This is a genomic window from Scytonema hofmannii PCC 7110 (assembly GCF_000346485.2).
In the GTDB taxonomy this organism is placed as follows: domain Bacteria; phylum Cyanobacteriota; class Cyanobacteriia; order Cyanobacteriales; family Nostocaceae; genus Scytonema; species Scytonema hofmannii.
The window spans coordinates 7,516,321-7,540,558 of sequence record NZ_KQ976354.1 but is presented as its reverse complement, the minus strand read 5'-3'; the positions used below and the strand labels follow the sequence as shown (position 1 = coordinate 7,540,558).

Genomic DNA, 24,238 nt, shown 5'->3' with positions numbered 1-24,238 from the left:
GTGGTTAGTAGTCAAGAACAACTAACAACTAACAACTAACAACTAACCACTTACTTTTTACTTAAGACTTCGGCTAACTCTGTCTGGTTTTGCTCCAATCCCCTCAAAGATGCGGGCGATTCTAAAAGTGTTTGGTAGAGGTTCAAATTGTCAGTAGTAATGCGTTCCCAGCTATAGTTCAGTTGCACGTGCCTTTTTGCATGCACTGCCATAGATGCTAGTTCTTGAGGATGAGCGATCGCCCAATCCAAAGATTGGATGCAAGAATCTACACTTCCAGTGGCAAACAGTGCTCCTCGACTTCCACTCAGCAGTTGCTTGTGAGGGGGAATATCACTAGCCAAAACTGGTACTCTTTCCCGCATAGCCTCCAACATGGCTAGAGGTAGCCCCTCTAAATCAGAAGGAAGAGCAAATAACCCTGCACCCCTAACTATTTCCCAAAGACGAGGTCCTCGAAGTTCGCCCGCAAATACAATATTTCGATTGTGGGCTATCTTTTCCAATAACTGTGAGGTGAAGGATTTCGTATCGCTCACACCTCCAGCCAAGACAAGTTTCCATCCCAAAGGTTTCAAAGCATTAAAGGCGTCAACCAGTAAGTCAGGACGCTTTTCCGGTACAAGCCTACCCAGAAACACAACGTAGCGTCCTTTCTCCAGACCTAACTGACGACCATAACCAAAGTTTGGGTCTGATGCACCGTAGCTAGCCGGTGCATTGGGGATATAGACTGTATTTCTGCCATAGTTTTGTGAGAAATAGTCTTGCAGTGCATCTGAGACAACAACCAATCCGTGGGCAAAACGCACGGCGGCTTTTTCACCCATTTGAATGACGCGAGTTGAAACACTACCCCACTTGGCGCGTTGCCAGTCGAGACCCTGACAGGTTACAACAACTTTTGCAGAATTGATAACTCTTGGCAAACAAGTAAACAAAGAGGGGCCGAGAGCGTGGAAGTGGATGATATCATATTTCTTGGCACTCGCAGCCACCGCTCCCAAAGCTGACGTGATAAAAGCATCGACACCTCTCAAGTTCAAACCCGGTACGGAAATGACTTGCACCCCTTGATAGTCATAGCGATCGAGCCACGAACAGTCTGTATAAGAACAACGGGCAAATAAATCAACAGAATGCCCTTGTTTTACCATTCGAGGATAAAGTTCCGCACAGTAATGTTCAATTCCTCCTTGTTTAGGAGGTAAACCTTTGGCACCAATTACAGCAATTTTCATAAGAATTTAGTCTTTACCTGTCATCTAAAAGGGTTAATGGCGGTTGCTTTCAATCAAACGTTAAAAGTCAAAAGTCAAAAAACTCCAGCACTTTTAACTATTCACACTCCCACAGCCAAACTCGCTTTTTGCTCCCAACGACTAAACATATCGCTGTAAACATCACGAATAACTGTACGGGCTGCATAAGGTTGCGCCGCCCGCACGCAAGCATCTGTTGGGTAATCTTCCGGTTGTATGAGAACTTTGCGTATAGCCTCTGCTATACACGTTGGAGTCCTTTCCGAACAGACAACTCCACTTTTAGCTCCTAGCAGCTTTGGAGTTTCACCACATTGAGTGGTCACAACTGGTGTTCCACTAGCAAGCGCTTCTAAAACTACCAAAGGCAAACCCTCATATTCACTACTTAAAACAAAAACATTGCAGATACGATGCAACCGTGCAATTTCCTTTTGGGTCACTGCTCCGAGCATCGTAACTTGACTAGATAGCCCCAATCTCACAAGTTCTGCACGAATCTCTGCTGCCAACTCCCCATCACCTGCAATCAGTAGGTGAACATTGGGATCGTTTAATGCAGCAATTGCACGTACAAGCAAAATGGGATCTTTTTGGGGATGAAGCCGACCGGCAAATAAGACAAAACGCGTCTCTTCAGCCAAACCAAGTTGGGACACTAGTTCCCGCCTTTCAGCTTGACGTTGCTCTCCGGTCAAGGGATAAAAAATTTCGCTGTCAAAAGAATTTTTAATATATTTAACACGGTCTTGCAGGTTGGGGTATCGCTGTTTGTACAACTTGGTTGCATCGGTATTGCAAGAGAGAATTTGGTCAAATTGGCGAACTAATATGTTTTCTAGGGCAAAATATGCCACAGGAAATCTTCGCCAGAGAATAGCTTTTTTGTCACCACTCGCTTGCATTTGTGTCCGAATATCGTTGTGTATAAAAAGCGTTTTTTCTCCTGTCCAATAAAAAGTTGCTAGCGTTGGCTCTATCCTGTGAAAGTGCATAAAGTCTGACTCAAAACGCTTTCCTAAAAGAGCTGCCGTATACTTCAGTGTTGTTGGTATCAGGTTCCTAACATTATCATTTTGCAATGTAAATAAAGGTAGAAAACTAATTTCTTTGCCTGCAAATTCTGCTTGCTGCCATACACCAACAGGTTTTGCCCGGTAGTCTCCTGTTCCTACAAGTCTTACTTCAAACTCGCTTGGAGCGTATTTAATAAAGGTCTTGATGAGTGTCTGAATTCCTCCGATGGTTGTGTTCCAAGGATTGAACTGGTAAAAAATCGTGAGAACAGGTTTACGCATTATGACCGCCTTGCACGGTTAAGTGCAATCTCTCTAAGTATTATTTTTTATTTTTTAAAAAACTTAAAAAAGTTTAACCATTTCCTCCTACAAACTAAATAAATTTGTGAGTTTTTGCATTCCTCCGATAGTAGTAATCTCATAATTGAATTGTAAAAATCTTTCATGCCCCCCTGTATACTTCACTGAAGCTCAAACTTTTCTTTACGTGTCACACGTAGAGAAATTTTTTACTTAAACTAAGGGATGCGATCGCAGGTTGTGTCTAATAAAAAAATTTGATGCCTGTCTTCAATAATCTAGTATTTTCTACCATTAAATTTCATAGACAAGGTCAAATCTTCACAAAATCTTCACAACCCTTGTCATTATTTTTACATCCTTTTTCTCAAAAATAGAGTACATTAGTATATTTAATATAAAAATTTTTACATAAAATTTAATATTTCATAGAAAAAAGTTATAACCAAACATCAACCAGAGAATTCCTCCTGTCAGCAACAAACAAACAACACCCGCCACACCAGCCAAAGGTTTTTTATTCTTACCAGTCACCCATTCAGAGACATGACCCGTAGGACCCGTGAGTTGTGCTGTATCCAAACATGCGATCGCCCAAACCCATCCCGCATGTAGTCCCCAAGCTAAGCCGATACTACCCCTATCCGTAAACCGTGCTAATACCAACACCATACCCATTAACCAAAGACCCGGTAATTGTGGTATTGTTTCTTGCTGTTCCCAAATTAGATGTAGCAAAGCAAAAATTAAGCTTCCGGCGATCGCTGCTATCCAAACAGAGCTATCTTTAGCCAACTCAGTCAAGAGAAATCCGCGAAAAATTAACTCTTCCACACCACCTACCAATAAAGCAACTAACAATATAGGTAGTAAAATAGGTAGCAATTGCTTGAGGTTTGTTTCTTGAAAAGCGCACCACCCCAACCATATTTGACAAGAAAATACCACTGCAATACCCAACACTCCCAACGCTAAACCCAAGGTTAAAGAATAAAAAGTTGCAAGATTTCCAGAAAAGCCATATTCAGAAAAAGAAATTTTTGTCAACCAACTCATACCCCAAAGCGTGAGGGGAGCTAGGAGGTAGAGAGGAATAAGTAGGGGTAACTTTTGTTCTGGTTGTAGAGGTTGAAAGGGTTTCCATTTAATAGCGATCGCTGATATTACCGCTAGTGGTAACCAACAGAGAATCCACGCCAGAAAAAAAGCCATCACCACAACTAACGCAGATGCATCTTGTAATGATGGTAGCGAGAAGTTGGCTGATGGCTCAAATAACGCTATGAGATCGCGCAAAAAAATACGACAGACTTGTTGCATATCAGATTTCTCGCTCTGCAGGACAAAAACTTGACAATGAGCAAGTATGAATTATAAGGTGAAACATAAAGTATTTCATACTTTTGTATCATACTTCATCTTTCTTTTATCCTTCAAACTTCACCCTTTTTCAGCCTTTGCCTCTTCTCTGACCAAAATTTCTTAAACCAGCAACAGTCTAATCGTTTTATTTTGTACGAAGTTTTTTATCTTTTCAAGAAAATTTAAATTTTTTCTACATCGGGACAAGTCATCAAGCTTTTGCTCTAAACGTGCCTCTACTATAAAAAAATTTAATCTTCCTCTTCCTCTTCATCCTCATCCTCATCAAAGTCCTCTTCGTCTTCGATGTCCTCTTCGTCTAAATCTGAATCATCTGACGAGAGCAACTTCTTATCAGCATCGATTTGAATTAAGTGAATATGCTTGTATCCTAACTTAATTTCAAACTCATCACCTGACTTTAAGCCCATTGCTTTGGTGTAAGTTGCACCAATAACAATCTGACCGTTTTGGTGTACGCTGACTCTGTATGTCGGTTCGCGTCCTCGACCATCTTTTGGTGCTTCTGGGCTTAAGGGAATTCCCCTAGCTGACAATAAAGCATCATAAAAATCAGTAAGATTGACACGGACTTGGTTATTTTTGGTAACTGTGTAGTAACCGCACTGCTTGGCTCTTTCTCGCCGTGGTAAATTGGATAGTTCTTTAACCTTAGCAAGCAGTGCTTTACCGGTTAATGGTGCGGTTGCAGTTTCAGTCATTATGCTCCAAAGATCCTCACTCTCTCCGAATTGATAAAATTTGTCTTTTTGCCAGTATTTGGCTTTCTTACATCTGCACAGCGCTACTCAAAACCTTTACACGGGTTGCCTAAGAACCTTTATTATGGTTAATCCCCAACACTCCAGAAATGTCGCGGTTGTCACAGGCATTTATTTTGGTAGTTTTACGGCACTTTTAGCCATCATTTGCCATCAGAAATGAAATTAATCTTTCTTTTGGCACTGCTGTAGCGGCGTCACTTTTGTCCACCTTTACAAATTGGGGAGGCAAAACGTGGTGAGGAATTTCTTCCAACTTTATTGCCACGCTCGTTTGACCCCTAATAAGTCATGAACCCAAGAAAAAGCGGTCTTTCCACTTTTCTAGCTTTGCTTTTTTGGCTCTGAGACGAAAGGTTTTACCCATTCGTACTCTCAAGCTTTTGACAGCATAAGTAGCTTTTGGGAGGTTGTGCAGATGTACACCCTTTTATCTTGCCAGTAGAGACAAGAAATTTCCGTTCTCTACAATATTACGAAGAAACAAAGCCGTAACAGCCGCACATCTATGGCGATTGATACTGGTTTTGTTGCTTTGTAATTTCATATTAAATACTAGCATGGTTTAATAATAGCAAAATAGTTGTTTAATTTTGAATTAAACTTGCTGATATACTTTTATCTTAATGCCCTCCCCTTGGGATGAGTATTCCTGTACGAGTTTTATAAAAATTCATTGAATTTAGACATAAGGTTTTGTGCAGTGAGTTAAAACCAAGAGTTTCTTGATTAAGAGGTCACAATGTTCATCTCATGTGGTTTAACAATTCTATATAACCAAAAAAGTACTTGTGTGCCATTGCAAAGTACGTTTTTTTAGGTTAACGGCTCTCACTTGTGTTTACATGAAGATACAGTTATAACTTAAGAGGCATTTCGCAACTGATATTTTTAGTTAGGGGATAGCATAAGTCCTTATCCTCAATATCCCTGTTGTCCCCTAACCCCTCTCTCTGTGACCCAATAGGTGCTAACCTATTCGGGAAAGTTACAATTCAAATTTTCACGGTTATCCTTATGATTGTGGAGAACCGAAATTTTGTGTCTCTACAATCGTCAGTCTATTAACAGCTAGCTATGAATTAAGGACACCTTGGTGTAGCGCACTTGTTGAAGCAGCACTTTGTAGTGGGAAGAATTTCATAAGCTAGGTAGAAGTTCTTTATTAAAAGTGGTAATGGAAGTTCTTTTTAAGGTCATACGGCAGCAACAAAATTCCTCCCCTCTGGTAAAAACTTACGTTTTGGATGTTGAACCAGGAAATACCATCCTCGATTGCCTGAATCGGATTAAGTGGGAGCAAGATGGAACTTTAGCATTTCGCAAAAATTGCCGCAATACAATTTGTGGAAGCTGTGCTATACGGATAAATGGGCGTTCGGCTTTGGCTTGTAAAGAAAATGTTGGTAGTGAAATTTCCAAGAAGCAACCAGATCAAACACCAGGAAGCCCTACAAATATTATCCCAGAAATAACAATAGCACCACTGGGTAATATGCCTGTTATCAAGGATTTAGTGGTTGATATGACCAGCTTTTGGGACAACTTAGAAGCAGTGACTCCTTATGTGAGTACAGCAGGGCGAAGCGTACCAGAAAGAGAGTTCTTACAAACACCGCTAGAGCGATCGCGCCTTGATGAGACAGGAAATTGTATCATGTGTGGAGCGTGTTACTCGGAATGTAACGCTCGTGAAGTGAATTCAGATTTTGTTGGTCCCCATGCTCTTGCCAAAGCATACCGCATGGTAGAAGATTCTCGCGATAGCAAAACCGAAACTCGCTTAGAAGAATATAACGAAGGAACTAAAGGAGTTTGGGGTTGCACTCGCTGTCTTTACTGCAATTCTGTTTGTCCGATGGATGTTGCACCTTTAGATCAAATTACTAAAATCAAACAAGAACTTCTCGATCGCAAAGAAGCATCTGACAGCCGTTCCATTCGTCACCGCAAAGTGCTAGTGGAGTTAGTCAAAGAAGGAGGCTGGATCGATGAGCGATCCTTTGGTTTACAAGTTGTTGGTAATTACCTGCGAGACTTAAAAGGATTGTTGAGTATTGCCCCTCTCGGTCTGCGAATGATCGCCCGCAGAAAATTCCCACTATCATTTGAACCTTCTGAAGGTACTGAACAAGTGAGATCTCTTATTGAAGCAGTGCAGAAATCAGTGACCAGTGACCAGTGACCAGTGACCAGTGACCAGTGACCAACGATTGGGGACAAGGTAGAACTTTCTTCCTTATCCCCAATCCAAAATTCAAAATCTAAAATCTAAAATCCAAAATCCAAAATCCAAAATCCAAAATCCAAAATCCAAAATCTACTGAGGTTCTTGAGGTATAGTTAAAGGTTGCCCGGAACGGTTATAAACTAAAATATCCCATTGACCATTCACGCTGGACTCAAAGGCAATCCGACTTCCATCAGCGCTAATAGTTGGATTGCGAACTTCTGCTTGCAAGTTAGAAGTTAAATTACGTAATTGACGCGTTTCTCGATCGTAAAGAAAAATTCCTGATCGTCCCTGACGATTAGCACACAAAACAATGTAGCGACCATTTTCAGCAACAGAGGGATGAGAAGCGATCGTATCAAAAGAATTTAACCCAGGCAAATCAACCAAAGTATTCGTTAGCCTGTCAAACATATACACATCTTGGCTACCCCTACGGTCAGTTGTAAAAACAACATAGCGTTTGGAAATTTGTGGATTTAACTCCGATCCCAAGCTGTTAAGACTGCGCCCACCAGGATCGACAGCATAATTCAACAAACGGGGGTAGCCAACACAACCACCCAACAAACTTACAACAGCAAATATAATTAACGGTTTTGTCATTTGTCATTTGTCATTTGTTATTTGTCATTCCCCCCACTCCCCACTCCCTACTCCCCACTCCCTGTTACAGTAGCTCCATTATCAATATCTAACTCAATATCTGGTCCTCGGTCTAGGACTTCAATATCCCACTGACCGCGACTTGCGGATTCAAAGACAACATAGCGCCCATCGGGGCTGATACTTGGATTTCTTACCCAACCGCGATAGATTGGTGTGAGGATTTGCGACTGTTGCGTTGCGCGATCGTAAAGTGCTACAACTGGTCTGCCTTGGTCACTGGTAATGTAAGTAATATAACGCCCCGTGTAACTGAGACTGGGGCTTTCGACAATAGTTTCAGGTCGATTTAAGCCCGGTGTACTCATAAACTGTTGTTGTTGCAAGTTATACAACAGCACTTGATGACTGCCATTGCGATTGGATACAAACGCCAAAAAACGACCGTTTCCACTCAACGCTGGTTGCTGTTCGGTAGAGCGACTGTTGAGGGAAGTTGGTCCTATAGGAATATCACTATAACCGCAGGATACAAGCATCCCTGCCAATGTTAAACAAAGACTCCAACGAAGTTGTCTTTGGAGCCGAAATTTAGGTGTAATTTTTTTCACCTTAACCGTTTTCTGTTGCTTGAGTTTGCAACTTTTCTCCAGATCTATCAAAACAGCATGGGAGGGTGAGAACCTCTGAACTTCAGTCAGGGGATGAAACCCGACTCAACAGATTTTAACCTGTTGTCTCTCTTTCCACGTATTGTCTCACAGCTTCTCGAATTACCTCATTTATTGACCTCTCTTTTTGCTTGCTTAATTTCACCAAATCTTCATACTCTTTTTCGGAAAATCTAGCACTAAATCTAGTCATGACGCTAAAAATACGTTAATATAGCATCATGCTAACACAGGATGAAAAACTCCAAAAACAAAACGTGTTAGTAGACTGAACCATGACAACTGAAAGTAAGGCGTTGTGTTGAGAAGTCTTTTTGAGCCATCAACACGTAAAATTTTCATGGTTGGAAGCCTAAGTAGCCGTACAGCCTTTGGGTTAAGGCGGGTAGACCCGTGTTTGAACCGGGTAAAGCCCGTAAGGGCAGAACAACGTTACGAAGTGTGGGTTTACCCCTGAGTACGAACGTTCAGAATCCACGCGTTTTAAAAGCGTGGAGAGTTCAATTAAACATCATCGTCAAAATTTACTGAATTATCTTGTTCATCACTTGAGCGATTTGATCGGTCAAGCGGGCGGTCAAGAGGTTTGTAGTCTACGTAATCTGTGGAAATAATATCATCATCTTGGCGTTCAACTCTGGAAGTTGAATCACTGGGTGGACGACGCCTTCTTGGTCTGGGAGGAACATCGTCTTCAGTCACTGTTGGGCGAACCGGTCCATTGGTACTGCGGCGAGAAGGTCTTTTTTCTTCACCGGGAGAGTTATCCCAATCATCTACTGGTGGTTTGGAGGAAGTCTCCCAATCTTCATCTTCAAATCTTTCAGATGTACGTACTGGGCGAGAATTGCTCCGACGGCGAGGTTTGTCCGTATTTGGTCTTTCGCTACTACTGCGACGTTCTAAACGGCGTGGGGCTTGATCGTCATAGTAATCATCACGAGATGAGCGAGAATCTCTACTACCTGGAATTCGTCTTGGTGGCGCTTCGTCTTCTTCATAATAAGGCAGGGTATCTAGATCGGCTTCCATTTCTGCCTGACCATATTTTGATCTTTTACTGTATGAAGGGCGATCGCTAACCTCTCGTTCGTCATCCACAATAGGAGTGTTGCGCTTGGCTTGTTGCGTGGCAATCCCCCGCAAGCGAATGCTTTCAACTGCAAAAAATACAGTCGATCCCGCCAAAAGCAACTGACCAAATTGTAGAATTGGGTCGAGACGCCATCCTTGGAATATGAGAATAAAGCCGCACAGCAAACCCACAGCCGCAAAAAAGATATCTTGGTCGCGGGAAAGCTCTGGGCGCACTGAGCGAAGAAAATAGAGTGCTGCCCCAGCCACAGCCAGGAAGATTCCTAGAATACTGGCTGAGTTCGCCCCAAAATTTACCTGAGCCAGAACACTGGCTGAGTTCAGCCCGAACATTAGCATTGCTGTTTACCTAATAACAAATCTATGTTAACGAGTTAAAATTTAAAACTCTAGTGTGACTAGTTACTATATATTATTGCTGTGTCAAAGCGAAATTAACCCGTTCAAGAAAATTTTTTCCTGATGACAGTTTCCCTGTAATTGGAGCAAATTTAAAGAAGAGACGCAGTCACCTGCGTCTCCCAAGCCATTCTCTCACTTAAACGAGCGAGTGTTTCACGCTTGTTGAAATCTTTTATGAACGCTCGATTTTATCTTTTTGGCTAACAAAAACTAATCCTGCTATCACGGGGATAACGACAATAGCAGTACCCCAAACCAAACTCCAAAGAAAATTTGATAAAGACGGTGTCATAGATTTCAACCTTTTTTTACATACGTTATTTCAATTTTAATACTCTACCAGATTCTTGAGAAGCTACTTGTTAGGGAGTGGGGAGTAGGGAGTGGGGAGTAGGGGTAAGCAAGAAGTGGGAGTAGGGGGTTGGGAGTGGGGAATCAAGAAGTGGAAAAAACGGAAGTAAAAGAATTAGAATTATAGAGAGTGCTTTACAAAGCTTAAAATCTTACTGCTTTTGCTCTTATTTTTTCTCTACTCTGATGGAATAGTCAAGCTGATATCATGACTGGTACGACCCTTGCTGTTTGGATTCTCGGTCCGGTGTTAGGACTGATGACGTTTTTGTTTATTATTCGCATTGTTCTGACTTGGTATCCTCAAGCAGAACTGAATCGTTTTCCTTTCAACGTGGTAGCTTGGCCTACTGAACCTTTTTTAGCCCCGTTGCGAAAGATAGTACCACCTTTAGGTGGAGTAGACATCACTCCTATCATTTGGGTTGGCATTTGCAGCTTATTGCGAGAAATTTTGTTGGGTCAACAAGGGCTGCTGACTATGCTCGATCGCAGTTAGTGGTTAGTGGTTAGTGGTTAGTGGGCAGTGGAACTACTGACTAGCTTGAAAATAGAGAACAGAGATAGGGGTTAGGGGAGAACTCAATACCCAATACCCAATGTCCAATGCTCATTTTCATACGTCCTATTGTAAGCAGTTCTTTCAAGACTACTAACAACTAACAACTAACAACTAACTATTATCCAAGTCCTTTCATCTCCTGTACAAAATTGGTATAGACATTGCCCTGTAGAAACTGGGGATATTCCATAATTTTTTGATGGAAACCAATTGTGGTTGGTAAGCCCGTAATAGCGCATTCTCGCAATGCACGCTTCATGCGCTTTATGGCAGTAGCACGGTCTGGACCCCAAACAATTAACTTGCCAATGAGGGAGTCGTAGTACGGGGGAATTTGATAATCGGTATACGCGTGGGAGTCAATTCGGACTCCGGGACCGCCAGGGGGGAGATAACCACTGATACGTCCGGCTGAGGGGCGAAAATCATGTTCGGGATCTTCAGCGTTAATACGGCACTCGATTGCATGACCTCTCAAGATGACTTGGTCTTGCGTGACCGGAAGTCTTCCTCCTTGAGCAATACGGATTTGTTCGGCTACCAAGTCCATACCAGTAATCATCTCCGTAACGGGATGTTCAACTTGAATCCGGGTATTCATTTCCATAAAGTAAAACTGACCCGACCTATCCAAGAGAAACTCGACAGTTCCCGCCCCACTGTAATTGATAAACTGAGATGCTCGAACAGCCGCTTGTCCCATTTTTTCCCGTAACTCTGAGTCTAAAGCAGGGCTAGGTGCTTCTTCTAAAAGTTTCTGATTGCGACGCTGAATTGAGCAATCGCGTTCGCCCAAATGAATTACGTTACCGTAGTTATCAGCCAATATTTGAAATTCAATATGGCGGGGACACTCAATAAATTTTTCTAAATATACTCCGGAATTACCAAATGCAGCACCTGCTTCGCCTTGCGCTGCTTGAAAAGATTTGACAAATTCACTTTCAGAACGCACCAAACGCATCCCCCTACCACCGCCACCTGCTGTAGCTTTAATCATGATAGGGTAGCCAATTTTTTGGGCAATAGCTAATCCTTCTTCTTCCGACTCTAGTAAGCCATCACTACCCGGTACTGTGGGTACGCCAGCTCTTTGCATGGTATCTTTTGCCGTGGATTTATCACCCATTAACCGCATCGCTTCGGGAGAAGGACCGATGAAAGCAATGTGATGATCGGCACAAATTTCTGCAAATCGAGCATTTTCTGCTAAAAAGCCATAACCAGGATGAATAGCACTAGCATTACGTGTCAAAGCAGCAGCAATAATATTGGGAATATTCAAATAACTTTTACTGCTAGCTGCTTCTCCAATGCAAACCGCTTCATCAGCTAATTGAACGTGCAGAGCATTTCGGTCAACGGTGGAGTGTACCGCAACCGTCCCAATCCCCATTTCCTCACAGGCGCGGAGAATGCGAAGAGCAATTTCTCCCCGATTGGCAATTAATATTTTGTCAAACTTCATCTTCTAGCTAATGATATAAGTTCGGTAGATTGACATTAAGGAGCCGTCAAAGTTGAAATTACGCAGAGCCTCATCTCACTATGACGCCAGGATAGGACCAAATCACATCCTCAAGTTAGCGCGAGGATTTGGCTTGTTGCCTCTATGGGTTACTTGAGAGTGCATATCAGCCTCCCAGTATAGTGTTTATAAGTGTAAGAGTATTGTGCGCCTGATGGCACTTACACTAACAACAAAATTAGTTCATTCCCCAACAAAAATTTTTTATATTTTGGGTCGCATCTCAACCAAATTGATTTTTGTTATGCTATACTCATTACGATAAACCTTGCGGATGTGGCGGAATTGGTATACGCGCACGTTTGAGGGGCGTGTGGGCTTCCCTTGCGAGTTCGAGTCTCGCCATCCGCATTAATCACCTGACCAGTGACCAGTGACCAGTAACCAGTGGCTGGATAGCACTCGTTATTAAGATTAAGAGAATTAATTAGAAATTAATTTATTTTCGAGAGAAGTTGCAAGAAGGCTTTCCCTCCAGCCAAGTTGGGAATTAACTAGTGAGCAGTCCCCAATGCCCAATGCCCAATGCCCCTTGCCCCTTACCCAATTTTTATGCAATTATATAAATAAGTGAAGTTTTGTAAAGAACCTTGACAGCGACTTTTACGCCGACAAACAATTTAACATTGCCATTGGGGTGGCATCGTCTCACCTCAATTTGGCAGGGTGGGGAGGAAGTCATTCAACAGGGTTTGCCTCACACTCAACTCGCACCAGCTTGGCAACTCCTTTTGTTAGGTGACGGGTCTCCGACACGACACTTACAATTGCTAACAGGTGAACCCACAGAAGTGGACGTTATTGATATGTCATTGGTTGGTGCGGATTTGGATAATGCACCTGACCTAATCAAAGCTGTTCCAGGACCGCGACTGCGACGACAGGTTTGGTTGCGTACCGCCTCCGGTCAGCGCTTGGCATATGCGACTTCTTGGTGGGAAGCTTCTCACGTAGATGAGTATTTACAAAACCGTGCATTACCTATTTGGGCTAGTTTGGCACGTCTCCGCACGGAGTTATATCGGGATGTACAGGGAATCTATTATGGTGACTCCACGGCGCTAGAAGCGGGTTTTGATGAGACCGGACCTTTTTGGGGTCGCCACTACTTGTTTTGGCATCACGGGCAGCCTCTTACCCTAATTTATGAGGTTTTTTCACCATATTTAACAAAATATTTGGGCTCGATGGAATTGGGTTCTAATAATGGCAAGGTCTAGCCTTTTGTTAAATTTTTTCTTGTAGGGTGAGCGTCATTCCTGTCTTTAAATTTAAGATGGTCAAGGATGCCCGTCCCACAAAATTTGTATTATAAATATCTACAAACAGCTAGAAAAAAACTAGCATGGCAAAACCTTTGTTTCAGTGACACTGCCTATTGTGTCTGTTTTGATGAAAAAAGATAAGAAACCGTCTTTAGTGTTAACGCTCTCATCAGCAGGATTGCTGATTGGTGGGGGTGCAGCCGCATATTGGCTGTTGACTCAAGACAAACCATTCTCTAGAGATTTGCTACCAGGAGCAAATATTATTCCTCAAGATGCTCTATTTGCAGTTTCTTTTACGACCGACTCCAGTCAATGGCAAAAGTTGCGAGAGTTTGGAACCAAAGAAACTCAAACAGAACTGGATACTAATATAGTGCAGCTTCAGGAACGCTTTCTGATAAGTAACGGCTACGATTTCCAGAAAGATATTCGTCCTTGGGTGGGTGACCAAATTGCAGTTGCAGTTCTTGCGCCTGAGGTGAGCAAAGCCACGTCTAAACCAGTAACGACTAACGCAAATGTAATTGGTAACGAACAGTCGCTTGTGATGGTTTTGCCTATCAAAAATAAAGAAGTTGCTAAAAGTATACTGTCACAACCCAAAGCGCCCAAAGGCGGCAAATGGATTGACCGTTCTTACGAGAATATTGCCATCAAAGAAACTGAAGGACAAGCTGGGGAAAAATTCTCAGCAGCCGTAGTGGATGATAATTTTTTAGTTATTACTGACAACCCAAAAGCAACAGAAAAGGCAATTAATGCCTATAAACGGAAGACATCCTTGGCTGATTCTCCAGGTTTTGCAGAAAACTATCCAAAAATTGCCATTTATCAGCCCTTTGCTCAGTTTTATGTTAATGTACCTTTCTCTGCCAAAATAGCCGCATCTGGCGATCGCTCTTTACCCTCACCCGTTCTCTCTCAACTTCAAAATAACCAAGGTTTGGCAGGAAGTCTTTCTTTAGAATCAGAAGGAATCAGGATCAAAGGTGTTTCCTGGTTGAATCCAAACTCTCAAAGAGTTTTGGTAACAGAAAATAGTGCAGGCAAAATGCAAAATCGCCTCCCCGCAGAAACTTTGTTGATGCTGTCGGGAGGGAATTTAAAGCAATTGTGGGCAGATTATGCTTTAACTTCTCAAGGAAATCCGCGATCGCCAATGACACCAGAACAATTGCGAGAAGGAGTCAAATCTCTAACCGAGCTTGATTTAGAGCGAGATCTTCTGAGTTGGATGGGCGGAGAATTTTCGCTCTCAATTGTTCCAAATATTGCTAAAGAAGGCTCATCAGAAGACTTTAGGGCAGCTTTTGTCTTTATGGTAGAAGCAAGCGATCGCAATCGTGCTGAAACTGCTCTCAAACAGCTAGATGAAGTGATCAAAAATCAATACCAGTTTCAAATCAAGTACACAACAGTAGCAGATAGACCTGTTGTCAATTGGGTGGGACCCTTTGGAACCTTAACTGCTACACGCGGCTGGTTAGATGGAAACGTTGCTTTTTTAGCATTGGGTGCGCCTGTCAGCGAGAGAATACTGCCCAAACCAAATTACCCCTTTGCTAGCACGACAATTTTCCAAACAACTGTACCCAAAGAACCCAACCCTACAAATGGGCAATTTTTTATAGATGTGGAACGAACAGCTAAAAATTTTCCTTTAGCATCCTTTGTACCTATCAAACAAACTTGGATAGACGCAACACGTTCAATGGGTGTGACATCAGCCGTCAGCGATAACCGCAGTATTCGCTATGACATTTTTATTACAATGAAAAAAGTTGAAAATTCCGGTCCACTACCAACTCCTACAGCTAGTACCTCACCTGGCACATGAGAAAGGTTAACTGGTCACTGGTCACTGGTTACTGATTGAGCGCTAGGATTTAAGAAATAAAAATACGTATTTAACTGGAGATAACTTAAATTATGAATCTGGTTGCACTCCAGAATTGGCTAGATAATGCCTCCTTTGCTGTCTTATTTATAACAATGCTCGTGTATTGGTTTGGGACAGCATTTCCAAATATTCCCGCCCTTCCTACTTTGGGAACAGCCGGGATGGCGATCGCTAACTTGTGCATTGCTACCCTTTTAGGGGCAAGATGGCTGGAAGCGGGATATTTTCCCCTAAGTAATTTGTATGAATCGCTATTTTTCCTCGTTTGGGGAATTACCACCGTCCATCTGATTGCAGAAAATACAAGCCGCAGTCATTTGGTCGGAGTTGTGACTGCACCCGTCGCCATGGCTATCACAGCTTTTGCGACTTTGTCACTACCATCAGAAATGCAATCATCTGCACCCTTGGTTCCTGCACTTAAGTCAAATTGGCTGATGATGCACGTTAGCGTTATGATGTTGAGTTATTCAGCTTTGATGGTAGGTTCGCTACTGGCGATCGCTTTTCTGTTGGTAACTCGCGGTCAAGACATTCAACTACAGGGTAGTTCTGTAGGAACTGGCGGTTATCGCAGCAATGGCTATCGATTGCACAAAGTTGGTGAAGCAGTCTCTCACGCACAAGCATTTACTGGTGAGAATAATGGAGTAACCCGTGTTGAGAGCAACCCTAACGGGAAAACTGTGGTTTTAGACTTAGTGACTGTTCCTCAGTCGTCAACTATGGCAACAGCCGAACCGCTTTCACCCCAACGCCTTAGTCTTGCGGAAACCCTAGATAACATTAGCTATCGCGTTATTGGCTTGGGTTTTCCCTTGCTAACCATTGGTATTATTGCCGGTGGAGTTTGGGCGAATGAAGCATGGGGTTCTTACTGGAGTTGGGACCCTAAAGAAACTTGGGCGCTCATCACTTGGTTAGTTTTTGCTTCTTACCTCCACTCCCGCATCACTCGCGGTTGGCAAGGTCGTAGCCCTGCAATTTTAGCAGCTAGCGGCTTTGTTGTTGTTTGGATTTGTTACTTGGGAGTTAATCTTTTGGGTAAAGGTTTACACTCATACGGTTGGTTCTTTTAGGGATTTGTCAGAAATAAATTATCCCCAATTGTGGGATGGGCGTCCTCGCCCGTCCTTTGTTACCTCAAGAATTACAGGTGGACAAATCTCTAATATTTTCGATACCTTAGGAGTGAAAGGTCTGCTAAAATCAAAAACGATGAGTTTTCTAATTCCTGATGATATCATCCGAGCCACAAAAATGACTGAGGATGAACTGAAGCTAGAAATTGCTATTATGCTGTATAAGCAAGAAAAAATAAGCAGTGGCAAAGTTCGTGCTTGGACTGGACTCACAGTTATTGAATTCCAACATGAATTGGCAAAAAGAGGACTTTATATCAACTATGATGTTGAAGATTTTCAGGCAGATCTTAGAACGTTGCAATCAATGGATTTGCTGTGATTGTTGTTTGTGATACATCACCCATTACGAATTTAGCTGCAATTGGTCAACTAGATATATTGCAGCAACTTTATGGCAGTATTATTATTCCTACAGCTGTTTATAATGAGATGGTGAAAGTCGATAAGGTTGTTCCTGGTGCAGTAAAAGAAGCAGGTGTTGTCGAGACGCGATTTATCGAACTTTGTACAGGTGTGACAGAGGAAGAAGGAGATAAGGGAACTATATTCGAAACAAAGGCGGAAGCAGTTAGGAAAGCAGAAACTTGTGTGAGGATTCTGGATAACATGGAACTGTCTGCGGAACTCGACAATTCCATCTAACCCTGCTGTTATCTGAGTTATAGCTGGAGAAATTGCCGTTTAATGTTGGGCGAGCAATTCAACTATATAGATTTAAAATTCATGAAACGAGTCCATTGTCAAGGGGTTTGGAGGGAAAAGTAGACAATCCTCAGGTTGTGATGCAAGCAGTACTGTCATGGACAGGTGGACAGCCATTTTTAACGCAAAAGTTGTGTCAATTGCTAGTGAATTATTTGTCTCAGAACTCTATCCCTAAGTCCTCCTTGCAAACCAATCCATTACCTGCATCTTTCCTAATAGAGGAGTGGGTGAAAAGTATTGTAAAATACCAAATTATCAAAAATTGGGAATCACAGGATGAGCCACCGCATCTGAAAACAATTCGCGATCGCATCGTATATGGTCTGTGGGTGGGTTAGATGAGCTACTCGTGCGCGGTTGCGATTGGCTGAAAGATTACTTTGTTACTCATCCAGAATTATGGGAAAGACTTAAGGTGTGCCAGCAAAGGAGAGTGGTAGATAGAGAATGAAGCCTCTCAAAATATCACCACTTGTAGACCTGACTTTTTATTTAAAGGGGATTGCCGAAAGACAATATATAAAGATATTAGTAGAGATTGGCAATTAATAGCAGAAAAAATCGCAAAATTTAGGATACAAAATTTAGGATATTTTAGTGAAATGAGACTCCATTTACTATCAGATTTTCAAACGCTTTCCTGGGCTATTCTTTGAACTAATAGATCAATCTCCATCTCAAGCACAAAACTACCGATTTGAATCAGTTGAAGTGAAAGAAACCTCTTTTCGCATTGATGGGGTCTTTTTACCTCTAGAAGGTATCACACCTAAAATTATCTTTTTCGCTGAAGTCCCTTTGCTCGAGCGTTCAATAACAGTTAAATCTGTAAGTTGTCAACATACTTTAGTTAATCCTACAGTCCTTAACGAGGAAGAATATCATCTAAGCGAAGTTTAAGACCGGGTAAAAGCGGTGAGTTGATAAATTGATTTAATCGGTATTGTTGTTGAATGTAAGTATCTTCAACTAATTGACAGACAGTAAAAGTCGGTTGTTTAGGCTTACCAATAAATGCTGTGCCACCCAGACCGCGATAATCCACAATCCAATATTCAGGAATACCTAAAAGCCCATATTCTTCAACTTTGCGAGCATAATCAGTTTCCCAGTTTGTACTAACAACTTCAACCACCAATTTTAGCGATCGCCCCAGGGTAATTACAGGTTCTCGTTCCCAGAGAGGTTCGCGATCTAGAACGGTTTCATCCAGAACAACAATATCGGGACGACGAGCAGTAGCAGCATCTGCAAAAGGGTAAATTAAACAAGTGCGAGGAATAAACCAGGGAAAATTTTCAGCGACAAGATAGATACCAATTCGGGTTGCAAGCTTACCACTTACTGCTTCATGAGGACCAGTGGGTTCCATATCAATCAGTTCTCCATCTGCCAGTTCATAGCGGTAATTATCTCGGTATTGGGAAAGAAAATCTTCTTTAGTGAGGTTTTTTTGCGAGATATACGTCATAAAAATATCCTTTCTATAAAGCGTTCGCGTAGCGGCTCCTTCGGAGCATCGCTCCTGGCTATAGATATATCAGCTTGCGTAGGCGTAGCCCGTCGTAGACATCGCTAACACCTCTCCTTTAAAGGAGGTTACAAGATTTCATCAACCAAAACAGTACCACCTTCACAGAAATCTATACTGAGGTGATAATCCTCAAGTAGCGCCGTTCCGATTAGGGGACGACGACCCATCGCCAGCACCACAACATCACGCTCAACACCGTTCCATAGAATTCTTATGGCGTAAGCATTTGTCGCTATCTTGGAGTTATCGGCAAGATTTGCTTGAATCTTAGCAATGTAGGGCAAGCCAAGTTCTGCAACTATATTGGGTGGTAAGGTGAGGAAACCTTCAAAACCTGTATCGACAACGAACTCGATTTCTACATATGAATTTCCTTCTGAAAAAACAAGAACACTCATTCTTGCCTGAAGTCCAATCACCATTCCATGTATCACTTTATAGTCCTAACTAATGAACCACCAACAGCATACACGGCATCATAGCCAATTCTTTCTGCCCAAATTGCCGCATCAGCCTGTTTAGCTTGCAAACGACGGCTTGTTACTAGCAGATCGTCGCCTATCTCATATTCACCCGTTTCAACATTGATGGAGATCAGTTTCCCAATATTCTCTGTTGTCTCAACTTGGAGACGAATATGCTTCTCGTATAGTTCTTTACCGCGTCGGATAATTTCTTCGTCACTTAGTTTAGGGTAAGGCATATACACAACCTCTCAGGTAAGTCAGAACTTTATCAGCATCTCTAATGGTAACAATAGGCTATTCTATGTTGAGGATATTAAAGCTTTACACGAAGGACGGGAAGATATTAAGAAAAATGGCACTATTTCCTGGGAAAAAATTAAACGAGAATTAGCCGACGACCAATTCTACTCCTTAAGTTGTCACCGCTTTAGATAAATTCAGTCCTATTAACAAACCAATTTTCTACTCTTAAATCATTAAAAAACTTAAAATCAGAAACATTATTAGTTACCAAAATTAAATTATTACAGCAAGCAATACTTGCAATTTGACCATCTACAAAAGCAGGAGTTTTGCCGATCCTGGATAATCTAGCCCTTTCTTTTGCGTGCCATTGTGCCGCCTTTAAATTGTAATCGAGAACTGGTAAATTTAAGACTGATTCATGAATATAATTCCAAAGAGACTCTCGCCGCTTAGATTCTGGTAATCGCAAACAGCCATGTAAAAGTTCATGAATAACAACACTAGAGACGACAACTTCTGATTTGTGAATATCTAGTTTGTGTAAAACATTGGTATTAGGAATAGGACGTGCTGGCTCTGAAAGAATATTGGTATCGAGTAAGTATCTCAAGCTCATAGATCGATTTCTCTTCCCACACTGCGATCTCGTAAATCAGCGAAATCATCATCAGTAAAGATAATTGCCTCGTTTTGAATTACCTCTCTAAATTTTTGTAATCCCTGCCAAAAATTATCTCCTCTAGATTCCTCCTTTTTTTTGCGGAGAAGCTCAAACAAATAGTCTCGTTCTTCTGTAGGCAAACTTTCAATAGAATTAATAATTTCTTGTAAAGTCATCATGGAACCTCCCAATCAAGTAAACCCTACCATTGCTAACTCAATCTTCAAGATATTCGGCTACCTCTTGTTGCAAATCTTCAGCAGTCATTGTGTCATCAAAAGGAGATATTTTGTACTTATACATCAATTCCGACAGTTGCAAGCGATTGACTTCTAGTAATTCTGCTACCCGAAGAGCGCTAATCTCAGCTTGACGGAGTCATTCCATGACAAATGCTTCACGTGCCTTGCACTCTCGCTGCGACTCTACGTTCTTCAGGTATTACAGTTAGAGATACAGTCAACTTGACTTCAGTCAATGATTCTAGCATTTTTTTAACTTTCTGGCTTTAATTTAACATTTATGTCAAGCCTGTCGCTAGCGATCGCGTAGCGGCTCCTTCGGAGCATCGCCCAGCCGCTACCACGTGAACGCTGTTGTTTGTTTACAAAAGACTGTGGAGAAATTCATCTAAAGAACTCACGGCGATCGCAGTATCCATTAAATTTTCTAGTTGCTCAATACTCTGAGTTTCAAGCCTTGTTTGTACTTGTTGGGGAATTTCGCCAAAACGCCGTTGCAATACTCGCCTTAACTGTCGTCGCGCACCCTGCTGTCAACCTTTTTGCTCACCGAAGCTGAGAATTTCGTGATATCAAGGTGATTCACGTAAAACAGCCATATCCCACCTCATGATTTATTGCACTAACGGCATATCTAGTACAAAACTAGCAAAAAATGCTAACAATGGTTCTAACTGATTGAGTTGCTCATCAGCTCGCAGTTGCTGTAACGCTTGCTGTACGACTGATGCTTCTGCTCCTCCTCGCAAAATCGGCACAAATGGTAATAATGCCAGCACATTAGGAATGAACCGATCTAGCGCTTGCAATGCCTCCAAACCAGAAGCAGTTAAACTAGAGAAGGAACAATTACGAGAACCAAGGGAAAAAAGGAAATTTTAAATGTTCTGGAAGTTCTATCCATGTTTCGGTGACTAAATATTAGAATTTATTGTCTGTTGTTGTGGCTGTGAAGGAATTAGGGTGAAATACGAAGAACTCATCAACGATATCAGTAATATTAATAACTCAACTTTAACTACAGTTGAACGAGCAATTAACAAAACTCTGACTATTCGTAACTGGTTTATAGGTGCTTATATTATTGAGTACGAGCAAAACGGGGTGGATAGAGCAGCTTACGGCACGCAACTCATTAAAAATATTGCTGAGGATTTAAAAAGTAGAAAAATTGAAGGATTATCTGACCGTAACTTGAAAAATTTTCGCCAATTTGCGCTAGCTTATCCAGCTTTAGCAAAAGATGAAAATATATCGGCTTTTTTACCAGGGTCAGCGCGTCTCAAACCCTATTGACAAGAGGACTGACTTGAGCGGTAATAGGGTTTAAAACAAAGTGGCACTATCTGAGCTAGGGTAAGATTTAATCCATCTAGCTGCAACATCTGTCGTCATGCCAACAGGATTTGAAAAGAAAAGTAAAACTGAAAAATCTTTGACACCCAGCGTAGACAGTTTTGACATTACCAGTAAGTTTCAAGAATACTTCACACAAGTAAAAGACCCAAGAGCAGAAAGGACGAGATGGCATTTACTGACTGATATTATCACCATTTCTATTTTGGCAGTCATTGCCGGTGCTCAAGGTTGGGAAGATATTGAAGAATATGGAATAAATAAAAAAGAATGGTTGGAGACATTTCTAGAACTGCCCTTCGGAATCCCCAGCCCCGATACTTTTAGGAGAGTGTTTGAGAGAATTAACCCCAAAGAATTTGAGCAATGTTTTCGAGTGTGGGTGCAATCGTTAGTTGAGAATTTAGGAGTAGAAGTAGTCGCCATAGACGGCAAAGCTCTCAAAGGCTCATATGACCGAACATCTCAGCTGAAAGCTTTACATATGGTCAGTGCTTGGTCTCAAGAACACCGTTTGGTCTTGGGACAAACGAAGGTGAGCGCCAAATCGAATGAAATCACGGCCATACCAGCACTCTTAGAAATGCTAGATTTATCTGGCTGCATCATTACTATTGATGCAATGGGTACACAGAAATCAATTGCCAAAAAAATTAGAGAAGGTGGTTCTGATTATATTTTGAGCCTCAAAGATAATCATCCCACACTACACCAACAAGTGAAGAATTGGTTTGAAACTTCCCTATCTCTTGGTTTTAAAGGTGTTGATGTGAATATTAGTCAACGGGTAGAAAAGGGACATCACAGAATCGAAAATCGTCAAGTTTACACTGTGTCAGTGTCACAACTTCCTGCACTTCATGAACAAGATGATTGGGTAGGACTGACAACAGTGGTGATGGTAGTGCGTTCAATTCAGCATTGGAATAAAACTACCCACGAGGTGCAATTTTACATCTCTAGTCTCACCAGTGATGCTAACAAGATTGGTAGCGCAATTCGACAACACTGGGGAATTGAAAATTCTGTTCATTGGACATTAGATCAAGTTTCCATGAAGATGAATGTCGGATTCGTTCTCTACACAGCCCACAAAATTTTGCTTTACTACGTCGCATTGCACTCAATGCCTTAGAACAAGAAACATCTTTTCGCCGCAGTATTCGCCAAAAGTCACGGCGAGCCGCTATGAACGATCAGTATATGCTTTCTGTACTGGCGGCGGCTGTCTCAAACTCGAACTCCATACTATGATCCGCCTGTCAACAGAATTTGAGACGCGCTAACCCTGCATAAAATCTTACCCTTAATAACTTTTCAAACATCCTCTCAACAGACAATGCATCTCCCTGAAAGAATATCACTGGAGAAGTTATCAAGTCGGTTGTGATTGGCGATCGCCAAGACGGCTCTCCCGTACTTAGAGCGATAAATTTGGGCAACCTAGCCGTTTAAGACTAATAAGTTGCATTTAGGTACGAAACCCAACCTACAAGCCGTGTATCACAAGCTCTCAGCAATAATTTTTAGATTTTTTATTACCCTAACTATAGAAGATCCGCTTTACTTAGGCTAAAGTATACATTATCTACAGCAAATCAAGTCTTTAGCTACACTAGATTTGCGCCCTCATAGCAGTGAGGTAATCAGATGGTTATCGAAGCCAAAAACCTAACCCTACCAGATCACACCCAGTTACCAGAGTCAGATGGTACGTTTGTGAAAAATTTCCAAGAGCATCCCCAGAGTATTTTACTCACAGACTCGATCCTTCCGCGTTTGCAAGAGCTGCATTCAGATGGACAATACTGCATTGGGCAAGACAGCGGGATCTACTGGCGGTTAACCGAACCACCAGAACGGGGTGCAGAAGCGCCAGACTGGTTTTATGTGCCAAATGTCCCACCGACTTTTAACGGTGAACTGCGACGTTCTTATGTTCTGTGGAAAGAACTGATTGCACCGAGAATTGTTCTAGAATTCGTCAGTGGTGATGGCGAAGAAGAACGGGACAAAACCCCCTATGAGGGTAAGTTTTGGATCTATGAAAATGTCATCCATGCGTCTTACTACGGGATTTATGAAGTCAAAAAAGCGTCAGTAGAAGTTTATCAATTAGTTGGTGGACGATATGAAAAGATAAGTCCCAATAGTAGAGGACATTACCCAATTGCGCCAATGGGTGTAGAGTTAGGTATTTGGCAAGGGAGTTTTTTCACCAAAGAAGAGATACCTTGGCTAAGGTGGTGGGATTCAGTTGGGAATTTATTGCCTACAGGCGATGAACGCGCCGAAGCTGAACATCAACGCGCCGAAGTTGAACGTCAACGTACACAAACAGTAGAACAAGAAAATGCTCGTTTGCGGGAACAATTACGTGCCTTAGGTGTAGATCCAGATGCACTGTTGTAGTGAAAAATTCTCTAGGACAAATACGATAACATTCACATTTCTCACTGCTGATGAACGCTTGCTAGCGGTTGCTCAAGCCGAAAAACTCATCACTGATAATCCCAATTACTATCGATAAATTTGTATTTA

25 protein-coding genes, 1 tRNA gene and 4 pseudogenes are annotated in these 24,238 nt (G+C 41.9%); 13 read left to right on the top strand and 17 right to left on the bottom strand.

What is annotated here, in order from left to right; translation table 11 throughout:
• Nucleotides 1–50: 50 nt before the first annotated feature.
• The 5 genes from WA1_RS31650 to WA1_RS60470 form a co-directional block, all read right to left on the bottom strand.
• A complete protein-coding gene (locus WA1_RS31650) occupies nucleotides 51–1,241 on the bottom strand; it encodes a glycosyltransferase family 4 protein (RefSeq protein ID WP_017740289.1) in 1,191 nt (396 codons plus the stop codon).
• A 101-nt stretch (nucleotides 1,242–1,342) separates the two neighbouring features.
• On the bottom strand, nucleotides 1,343–2,560 hold the full coding sequence (locus WA1_RS31645) for a glycosyltransferase (RefSeq protein ID WP_017740290.1): 1,218 nt from the start codon (nucleotides 2,558–2,560) through the stop codon (nucleotides 1,343–1,345).
• Between the two features lie 447 nt (nucleotides 2,561–3,007).
• Entirely contained in the window at nucleotides 3,008–3,901 is an 894-nt protein-coding gene (locus tag WA1_RS31640) for a CPBP family intramembrane glutamic endopeptidase (protein WP_017740291.1), read from the bottom strand.
• Between the two features lie 293 nt (nucleotides 3,902–4,194).
• Nucleotides 4,195–4,665, bottom strand: a complete 471-nt coding sequence (locus WA1_RS31635; RefSeq protein WP_017740292.1) for an AbrB family transcriptional regulator — start codon at nucleotides 4,663–4,665, stop codon at nucleotides 4,195–4,197.
• A 196-nt stretch (nucleotides 4,666–4,861) separates the two neighbouring features.
• Complete coding sequence (locus tag WA1_RS60470; protein WP_272819268.1) at nucleotides 4,862–4,993, bottom strand: hypothetical protein; 132 nt, start codon at nucleotides 4,991–4,993, stop codon at nucleotides 4,862–4,864.
• Nucleotides 4,994–5,902: 909 nt separating this feature from the next.
• Between WA1_RS60470 and WA1_RS31630 the strand changes: the two genes are divergently transcribed.
• Complete coding sequence (locus WA1_RS31630) at nucleotides 5,903–6,910, top strand: succinate dehydrogenase/fumarate reductase iron-sulfur subunit (RefSeq protein WP_017740293.1); 1,008 nt, start codon at nucleotides 5,903–5,905, stop codon at nucleotides 6,908–6,910.
• 135 nt (nucleotides 6,911–7,045) lie between these two features.
• Here WA1_RS31630 and WA1_RS31625 read toward each other — a convergent pair whose 3' ends face one another.
• The 5 genes from WA1_RS31625 to psbX all read right to left on the bottom strand — a co-directional run bounded on the left by WA1_RS31625 (nucleotide 7,046) and on the right by psbX (nucleotide 10,024).
• A complete protein-coding gene (locus WA1_RS31625; protein ID WP_017740294.1) occupies nucleotides 7,046–7,564 on the bottom strand; it encodes a TolB family protein in 519 nt (172 codons plus the stop codon).
• A gap of 47 nt (nucleotides 7,565–7,611) precedes the next feature.
• Complete coding sequence (locus tag WA1_RS31620; protein ID WP_017740295.1) at nucleotides 7,612–8,175, bottom strand: TolB family protein; 564 nt, start codon at nucleotides 8,173–8,175, stop codon at nucleotides 7,612–7,614.
• A gap of 115 nt (nucleotides 8,176–8,290) precedes the next feature.
• Nucleotides 8,291–8,428, bottom strand: a complete 138-nt coding sequence (locus WA1_RS53525) for a ribbon-helix-helix protein, CopG family (protein WP_081402976.1) — start codon at nucleotides 8,426–8,428, stop codon at nucleotides 8,291–8,293.
• Between the two features lie 311 nt (nucleotides 8,429–8,739).
• Nucleotides 8,740–9,669, bottom strand: coding sequence for a Ycf66 family protein (locus WA1_RS31615; RefSeq protein WP_026134344.1), 930 nt, complete (start codon nucleotides 9,667–9,669; stop codon nucleotides 8,740–8,742).
• A 235-nt stretch (nucleotides 9,670–9,904) separates the two neighbouring features.
• Nucleotides 9,905–10,024, bottom strand: coding sequence for a photosystem II reaction center X protein (gene psbX / locus WA1_RS53520; protein ID WP_081402975.1), 120 nt, complete (start codon nucleotides 10,022–10,024; stop codon nucleotides 9,905–9,907).
• Nucleotides 10,025–10,291: 267 nt separating this feature from the next.
• On the opposite strand from psbX, the gene WA1_RS31610 reads away from it, so the two are divergent.
• The gene (locus tag WA1_RS31610) at nucleotides 10,292–10,582 is read left to right on the top strand and encodes a YggT family protein (protein WP_017740297.1); all 291 of its coding nucleotides are present in this window, start codon (nucleotides 10,292–10,294) and stop codon (nucleotides 10,580–10,582) included.
• Nucleotides 10,583–10,763: 181 nt separating this feature from the next.
• Here WA1_RS31610 and accC read toward each other — a convergent pair whose 3' ends face one another.
• Nucleotides 10,764–12,113: an acetyl-CoA carboxylase biotin carboxylase subunit gene (gene accC / locus WA1_RS31605; RefSeq protein WP_017740298.1), complete on the bottom strand. Its 1,350-nt coding sequence runs from the start codon at nucleotides 12,111–12,113 to the stop codon at nucleotides 10,764–10,766.
• A gap of 330 nt (nucleotides 12,114–12,443) precedes the next feature.
• On the opposite strand from accC, the gene WA1_RS31600 reads away from it, so the two are divergent.
• The 8 genes and pseudogenes from WA1_RS31600 to WA1_RS53510 all read left to right on the top strand — a co-directional run.
• Nucleotides 12,444–12,524 (top strand) — tRNA-Leu (locus tag WA1_RS31600).
• A gap of 239 nt (nucleotides 12,525–12,763) precedes the next feature.
• The gene (locus WA1_RS31595) at nucleotides 12,764–13,393 is read left to right on the top strand and encodes a chorismate lyase (protein WP_026134345.1); all 630 of its coding nucleotides are present in this window, start codon (nucleotides 12,764–12,766) and stop codon (nucleotides 13,391–13,393) included.
• Nucleotides 13,394–13,538: 145 nt separating this feature from the next.
• A complete protein-coding gene (locus WA1_RS31590) occupies nucleotides 13,539–15,278 on the top strand; it encodes a DUF3352 domain-containing protein (RefSeq protein WP_017740300.1) in 1,740 nt (579 codons plus the stop codon).
• Between the two features lie 92 nt (nucleotides 15,279–15,370).
• Entirely contained in the window at nucleotides 15,371–16,420 is a 1,050-nt protein-coding gene (gene ccsB / locus WA1_RS31585; RefSeq protein WP_017740301.1) for a c-type cytochrome biogenesis protein CcsB, read from the top strand.
• A 4-nt stretch (nucleotides 16,421–16,424) separates the two neighbouring features.
• The gene (locus WA1_RS60465; protein WP_272819267.1) at nucleotides 16,425–16,805 is read left to right on the top strand and encodes a UPF0175 family protein; all 381 of its coding nucleotides are present in this window, start codon (nucleotides 16,425–16,427) and stop codon (nucleotides 16,803–16,805) included.
• Nucleotides 16,802–17,128, top strand: coding sequence for a PIN domain-containing protein (locus WA1_RS60460; protein WP_017740303.1), 327 nt, complete (start codon nucleotides 16,802–16,804; stop codon nucleotides 17,126–17,128). Before WA1_RS60465 ends, WA1_RS60460 begins: the two co-directional genes overlap by 4 nt.
• 26 nt (nucleotides 17,129–17,154) lie before the next feature.
• Nucleotides 17,155–17,508 (top strand): annotated as a pseudogene (locus tag WA1_RS31570) (AAA-like domain-containing protein); the annotation flags it as partial.
• Between the two features lie 295 nt (nucleotides 17,509–17,803).
• Nucleotides 17,804–17,986, top strand: a pseudogene (locus WA1_RS53510) (DUF2887 domain-containing protein); the annotation flags it as partial.
• A gap of 70 nt (nucleotides 17,987–18,056) precedes the next feature.
• Here the strand turns inward: WA1_RS53510 and WA1_RS31565 are convergent.
• From WA1_RS31565 to WA1_RS61870, 6 genes and pseudogenes are all read right to left on the bottom strand, one after another.
• Entirely contained in the window at nucleotides 18,057–18,662 is a 606-nt protein-coding gene (locus WA1_RS31565) for a Uma2 family endonuclease (protein WP_017740305.1), read from the bottom strand.
• Nucleotides 18,663–18,790: 128 nt separating this feature from the next.
• On the bottom strand, nucleotides 18,791–19,123 hold the full coding sequence (locus tag WA1_RS31560; RefSeq protein ID WP_272819266.1) for a clan AA aspartic protease: 333 nt from the start codon (nucleotides 19,121–19,123) through the stop codon (nucleotides 18,791–18,793).
• 32 nt (nucleotides 19,124–19,155) lie between these two features.
• On the bottom strand, nucleotides 19,156–19,428 hold the full coding sequence (locus WA1_RS31555; RefSeq protein WP_017740307.1) for a hypothetical protein: 273 nt from the start codon (nucleotides 19,426–19,428) through the stop codon (nucleotides 19,156–19,158).
• A 191-nt stretch (nucleotides 19,429–19,619) separates the two neighbouring features.
• On the bottom strand, nucleotides 19,620–20,054 hold the full coding sequence (locus WA1_RS31550) for a type II toxin-antitoxin system VapC family toxin (protein ID WP_017740308.1): 435 nt from the start codon (nucleotides 20,052–20,054) through the stop codon (nucleotides 19,620–19,622).
• Nucleotides 20,051–20,278, bottom strand: a complete 228-nt coding sequence (locus tag WA1_RS31545; protein ID WP_051076992.1) for a hypothetical protein — start codon at nucleotides 20,276–20,278, stop codon at nucleotides 20,051–20,053. Before WA1_RS31545 ends, WA1_RS31550 begins: the two co-directional genes overlap by 4 nt.
• A 425-nt stretch (nucleotides 20,279–20,703) precedes the next feature.
• Nucleotides 20,704–21,114, bottom strand: a pseudogene (locus tag WA1_RS61870) (DUF4351 domain-containing protein); the annotation flags it as partial.
• Between the two features lie 190 nt (nucleotides 21,115–21,304).
• Here WA1_RS61870 and WA1_RS31535 point away from each other — a divergent pair.
• The 3 genes and pseudogenes from WA1_RS31535 to WA1_RS31525 all read left to right on the top strand — a co-directional run bounded on the left by WA1_RS31535 (nucleotide 21,305) and on the right by WA1_RS31525 (nucleotide 24,109).
• Entirely contained in the window at nucleotides 21,305–21,637 is a 333-nt protein-coding gene (locus tag WA1_RS31535) for a DUF1016 N-terminal domain-containing protein (RefSeq protein ID WP_066613073.1), read from the top strand.
• Nucleotides 21,638–21,734: 97 nt separating this feature from the next.
• Nucleotides 21,735–22,951, top strand: a pseudogene (locus WA1_RS31530) (ISAs1 family transposase).
• Between the two features lie 396 nt (nucleotides 22,952–23,347).
• Nucleotides 23,348–24,109: a Uma2 family endonuclease gene (locus WA1_RS31525; protein WP_017740313.1), complete on the top strand. Its 762-nt coding sequence runs from the start codon at nucleotides 23,348–23,350 to the stop codon at nucleotides 24,107–24,109.
• The last annotated feature ends 129 nt before the right edge of the window (nucleotides 24,110–24,238 follow it).

Bases quoted from the DNA above. Each gene is read 5' to 3' on its own strand.
- WA1_RS31650 (WP_017740289.1), bottom strand. From the start codon at position 1,241: ATGAAAATTGCTGTAATTGGTGCCAAAGGTTTACCTCCTAAACAAGGA.
- WA1_RS31645 (WP_017740290.1), bottom strand. From the start codon at position 2,560: ATGCGTAAACCTGTTCTCACGATTTTTTACCAGTTCAATCCTTGGAAC.
- WA1_RS31640 (WP_017740291.1), bottom strand. From the start codon at position 3,901: ATGCAACAAGTCTGTCGTATTTTTTTGCGCGATCTCATAGCGTTATTT.
- WA1_RS31635 (WP_017740292.1), bottom strand. From the start codon at position 4,665: ATGACTGAAACTGCAACCGCACCATTAACCGGTAAAGCACTGCTTGCT.
- WA1_RS31630 (WP_017740293.1), top strand. From the start codon at position 5,903: ATGGAAGTTCTTTTTAAGGTCATACGGCAGCAACAAAATTCCTCCCCT.
- WA1_RS31625 (WP_017740294.1), bottom strand. From the start codon at position 7,564: ATGACAAAACCGTTAATTATATTTGCTGTTGTAAGTTTGTTGGGTGGT.
- WA1_RS53525 (WP_081402976.1), bottom strand. From the start codon at position 8,428: ATGACTAGATTTAGTGCTAGATTTTCCGAAAAAGAGTATGAAGATTTG.
- WA1_RS31615 (WP_026134344.1), bottom strand. From the start codon at position 9,669: ATGCTAATGTTCGGGCTGAACTCAGCCAGTGTTCTGGCTCAGGTAAAT.
- psbX (WP_081402975.1), bottom strand. From the start codon at position 10,024: ATGACACCGTCTTTATCAAATTTTCTTTGGAGTTTGGTTTGGGGTACT.
- WA1_RS31610 (WP_017740297.1), top strand. From the start codon at position 10,292: ATGACTGGTACGACCCTTGCTGTTTGGATTCTCGGTCCGGTGTTAGGA.
- accC (WP_017740298.1), bottom strand. From the start codon at position 12,113: ATGAAGTTTGACAAAATATTAATTGCCAATCGGGGAGAAATTGCTCTT.
- ccsB (WP_017740301.1), top strand. From the start codon at position 15,371: ATGAATCTGGTTGCACTCCAGAATTGGCTAGATAATGCCTCCTTTGCT.
- WA1_RS31565 (WP_017740305.1), bottom strand. From the start codon at position 18,662: ATGACGTATATCTCGCAAAAAAACCTCACTAAAGAAGATTTTCTTTCC.
- WA1_RS31560 (WP_272819266.1), bottom strand. From the start codon at position 19,123: ATGAGTGTTCTTGTTTTTTCAGAAGGAAATTCATATGTAGAAATCGAG.
- WA1_RS31555 (WP_017740307.1), bottom strand. From the start codon at position 19,428: ATGCCTTACCCTAAACTAAGTGACGAAGAAATTATCCGACGCGGTAAA.
- WA1_RS31550 (WP_017740308.1), bottom strand. From the start codon at position 20,054: ATGAGCTTGAGATACTTACTCGATACCAATATTCTTTCAGAGCCAGCA.
- WA1_RS31545 (WP_051076992.1), bottom strand. From the start codon at position 20,278: ATGATGACTTTACAAGAAATTATTAATTCTATTGAAAGTTTGCCTACA.
- WA1_RS31525 (WP_017740313.1), top strand. From the start codon at position 23,348: ATGGTTATCGAAGCCAAAAACCTAACCCTACCAGATCACACCCAGTTA.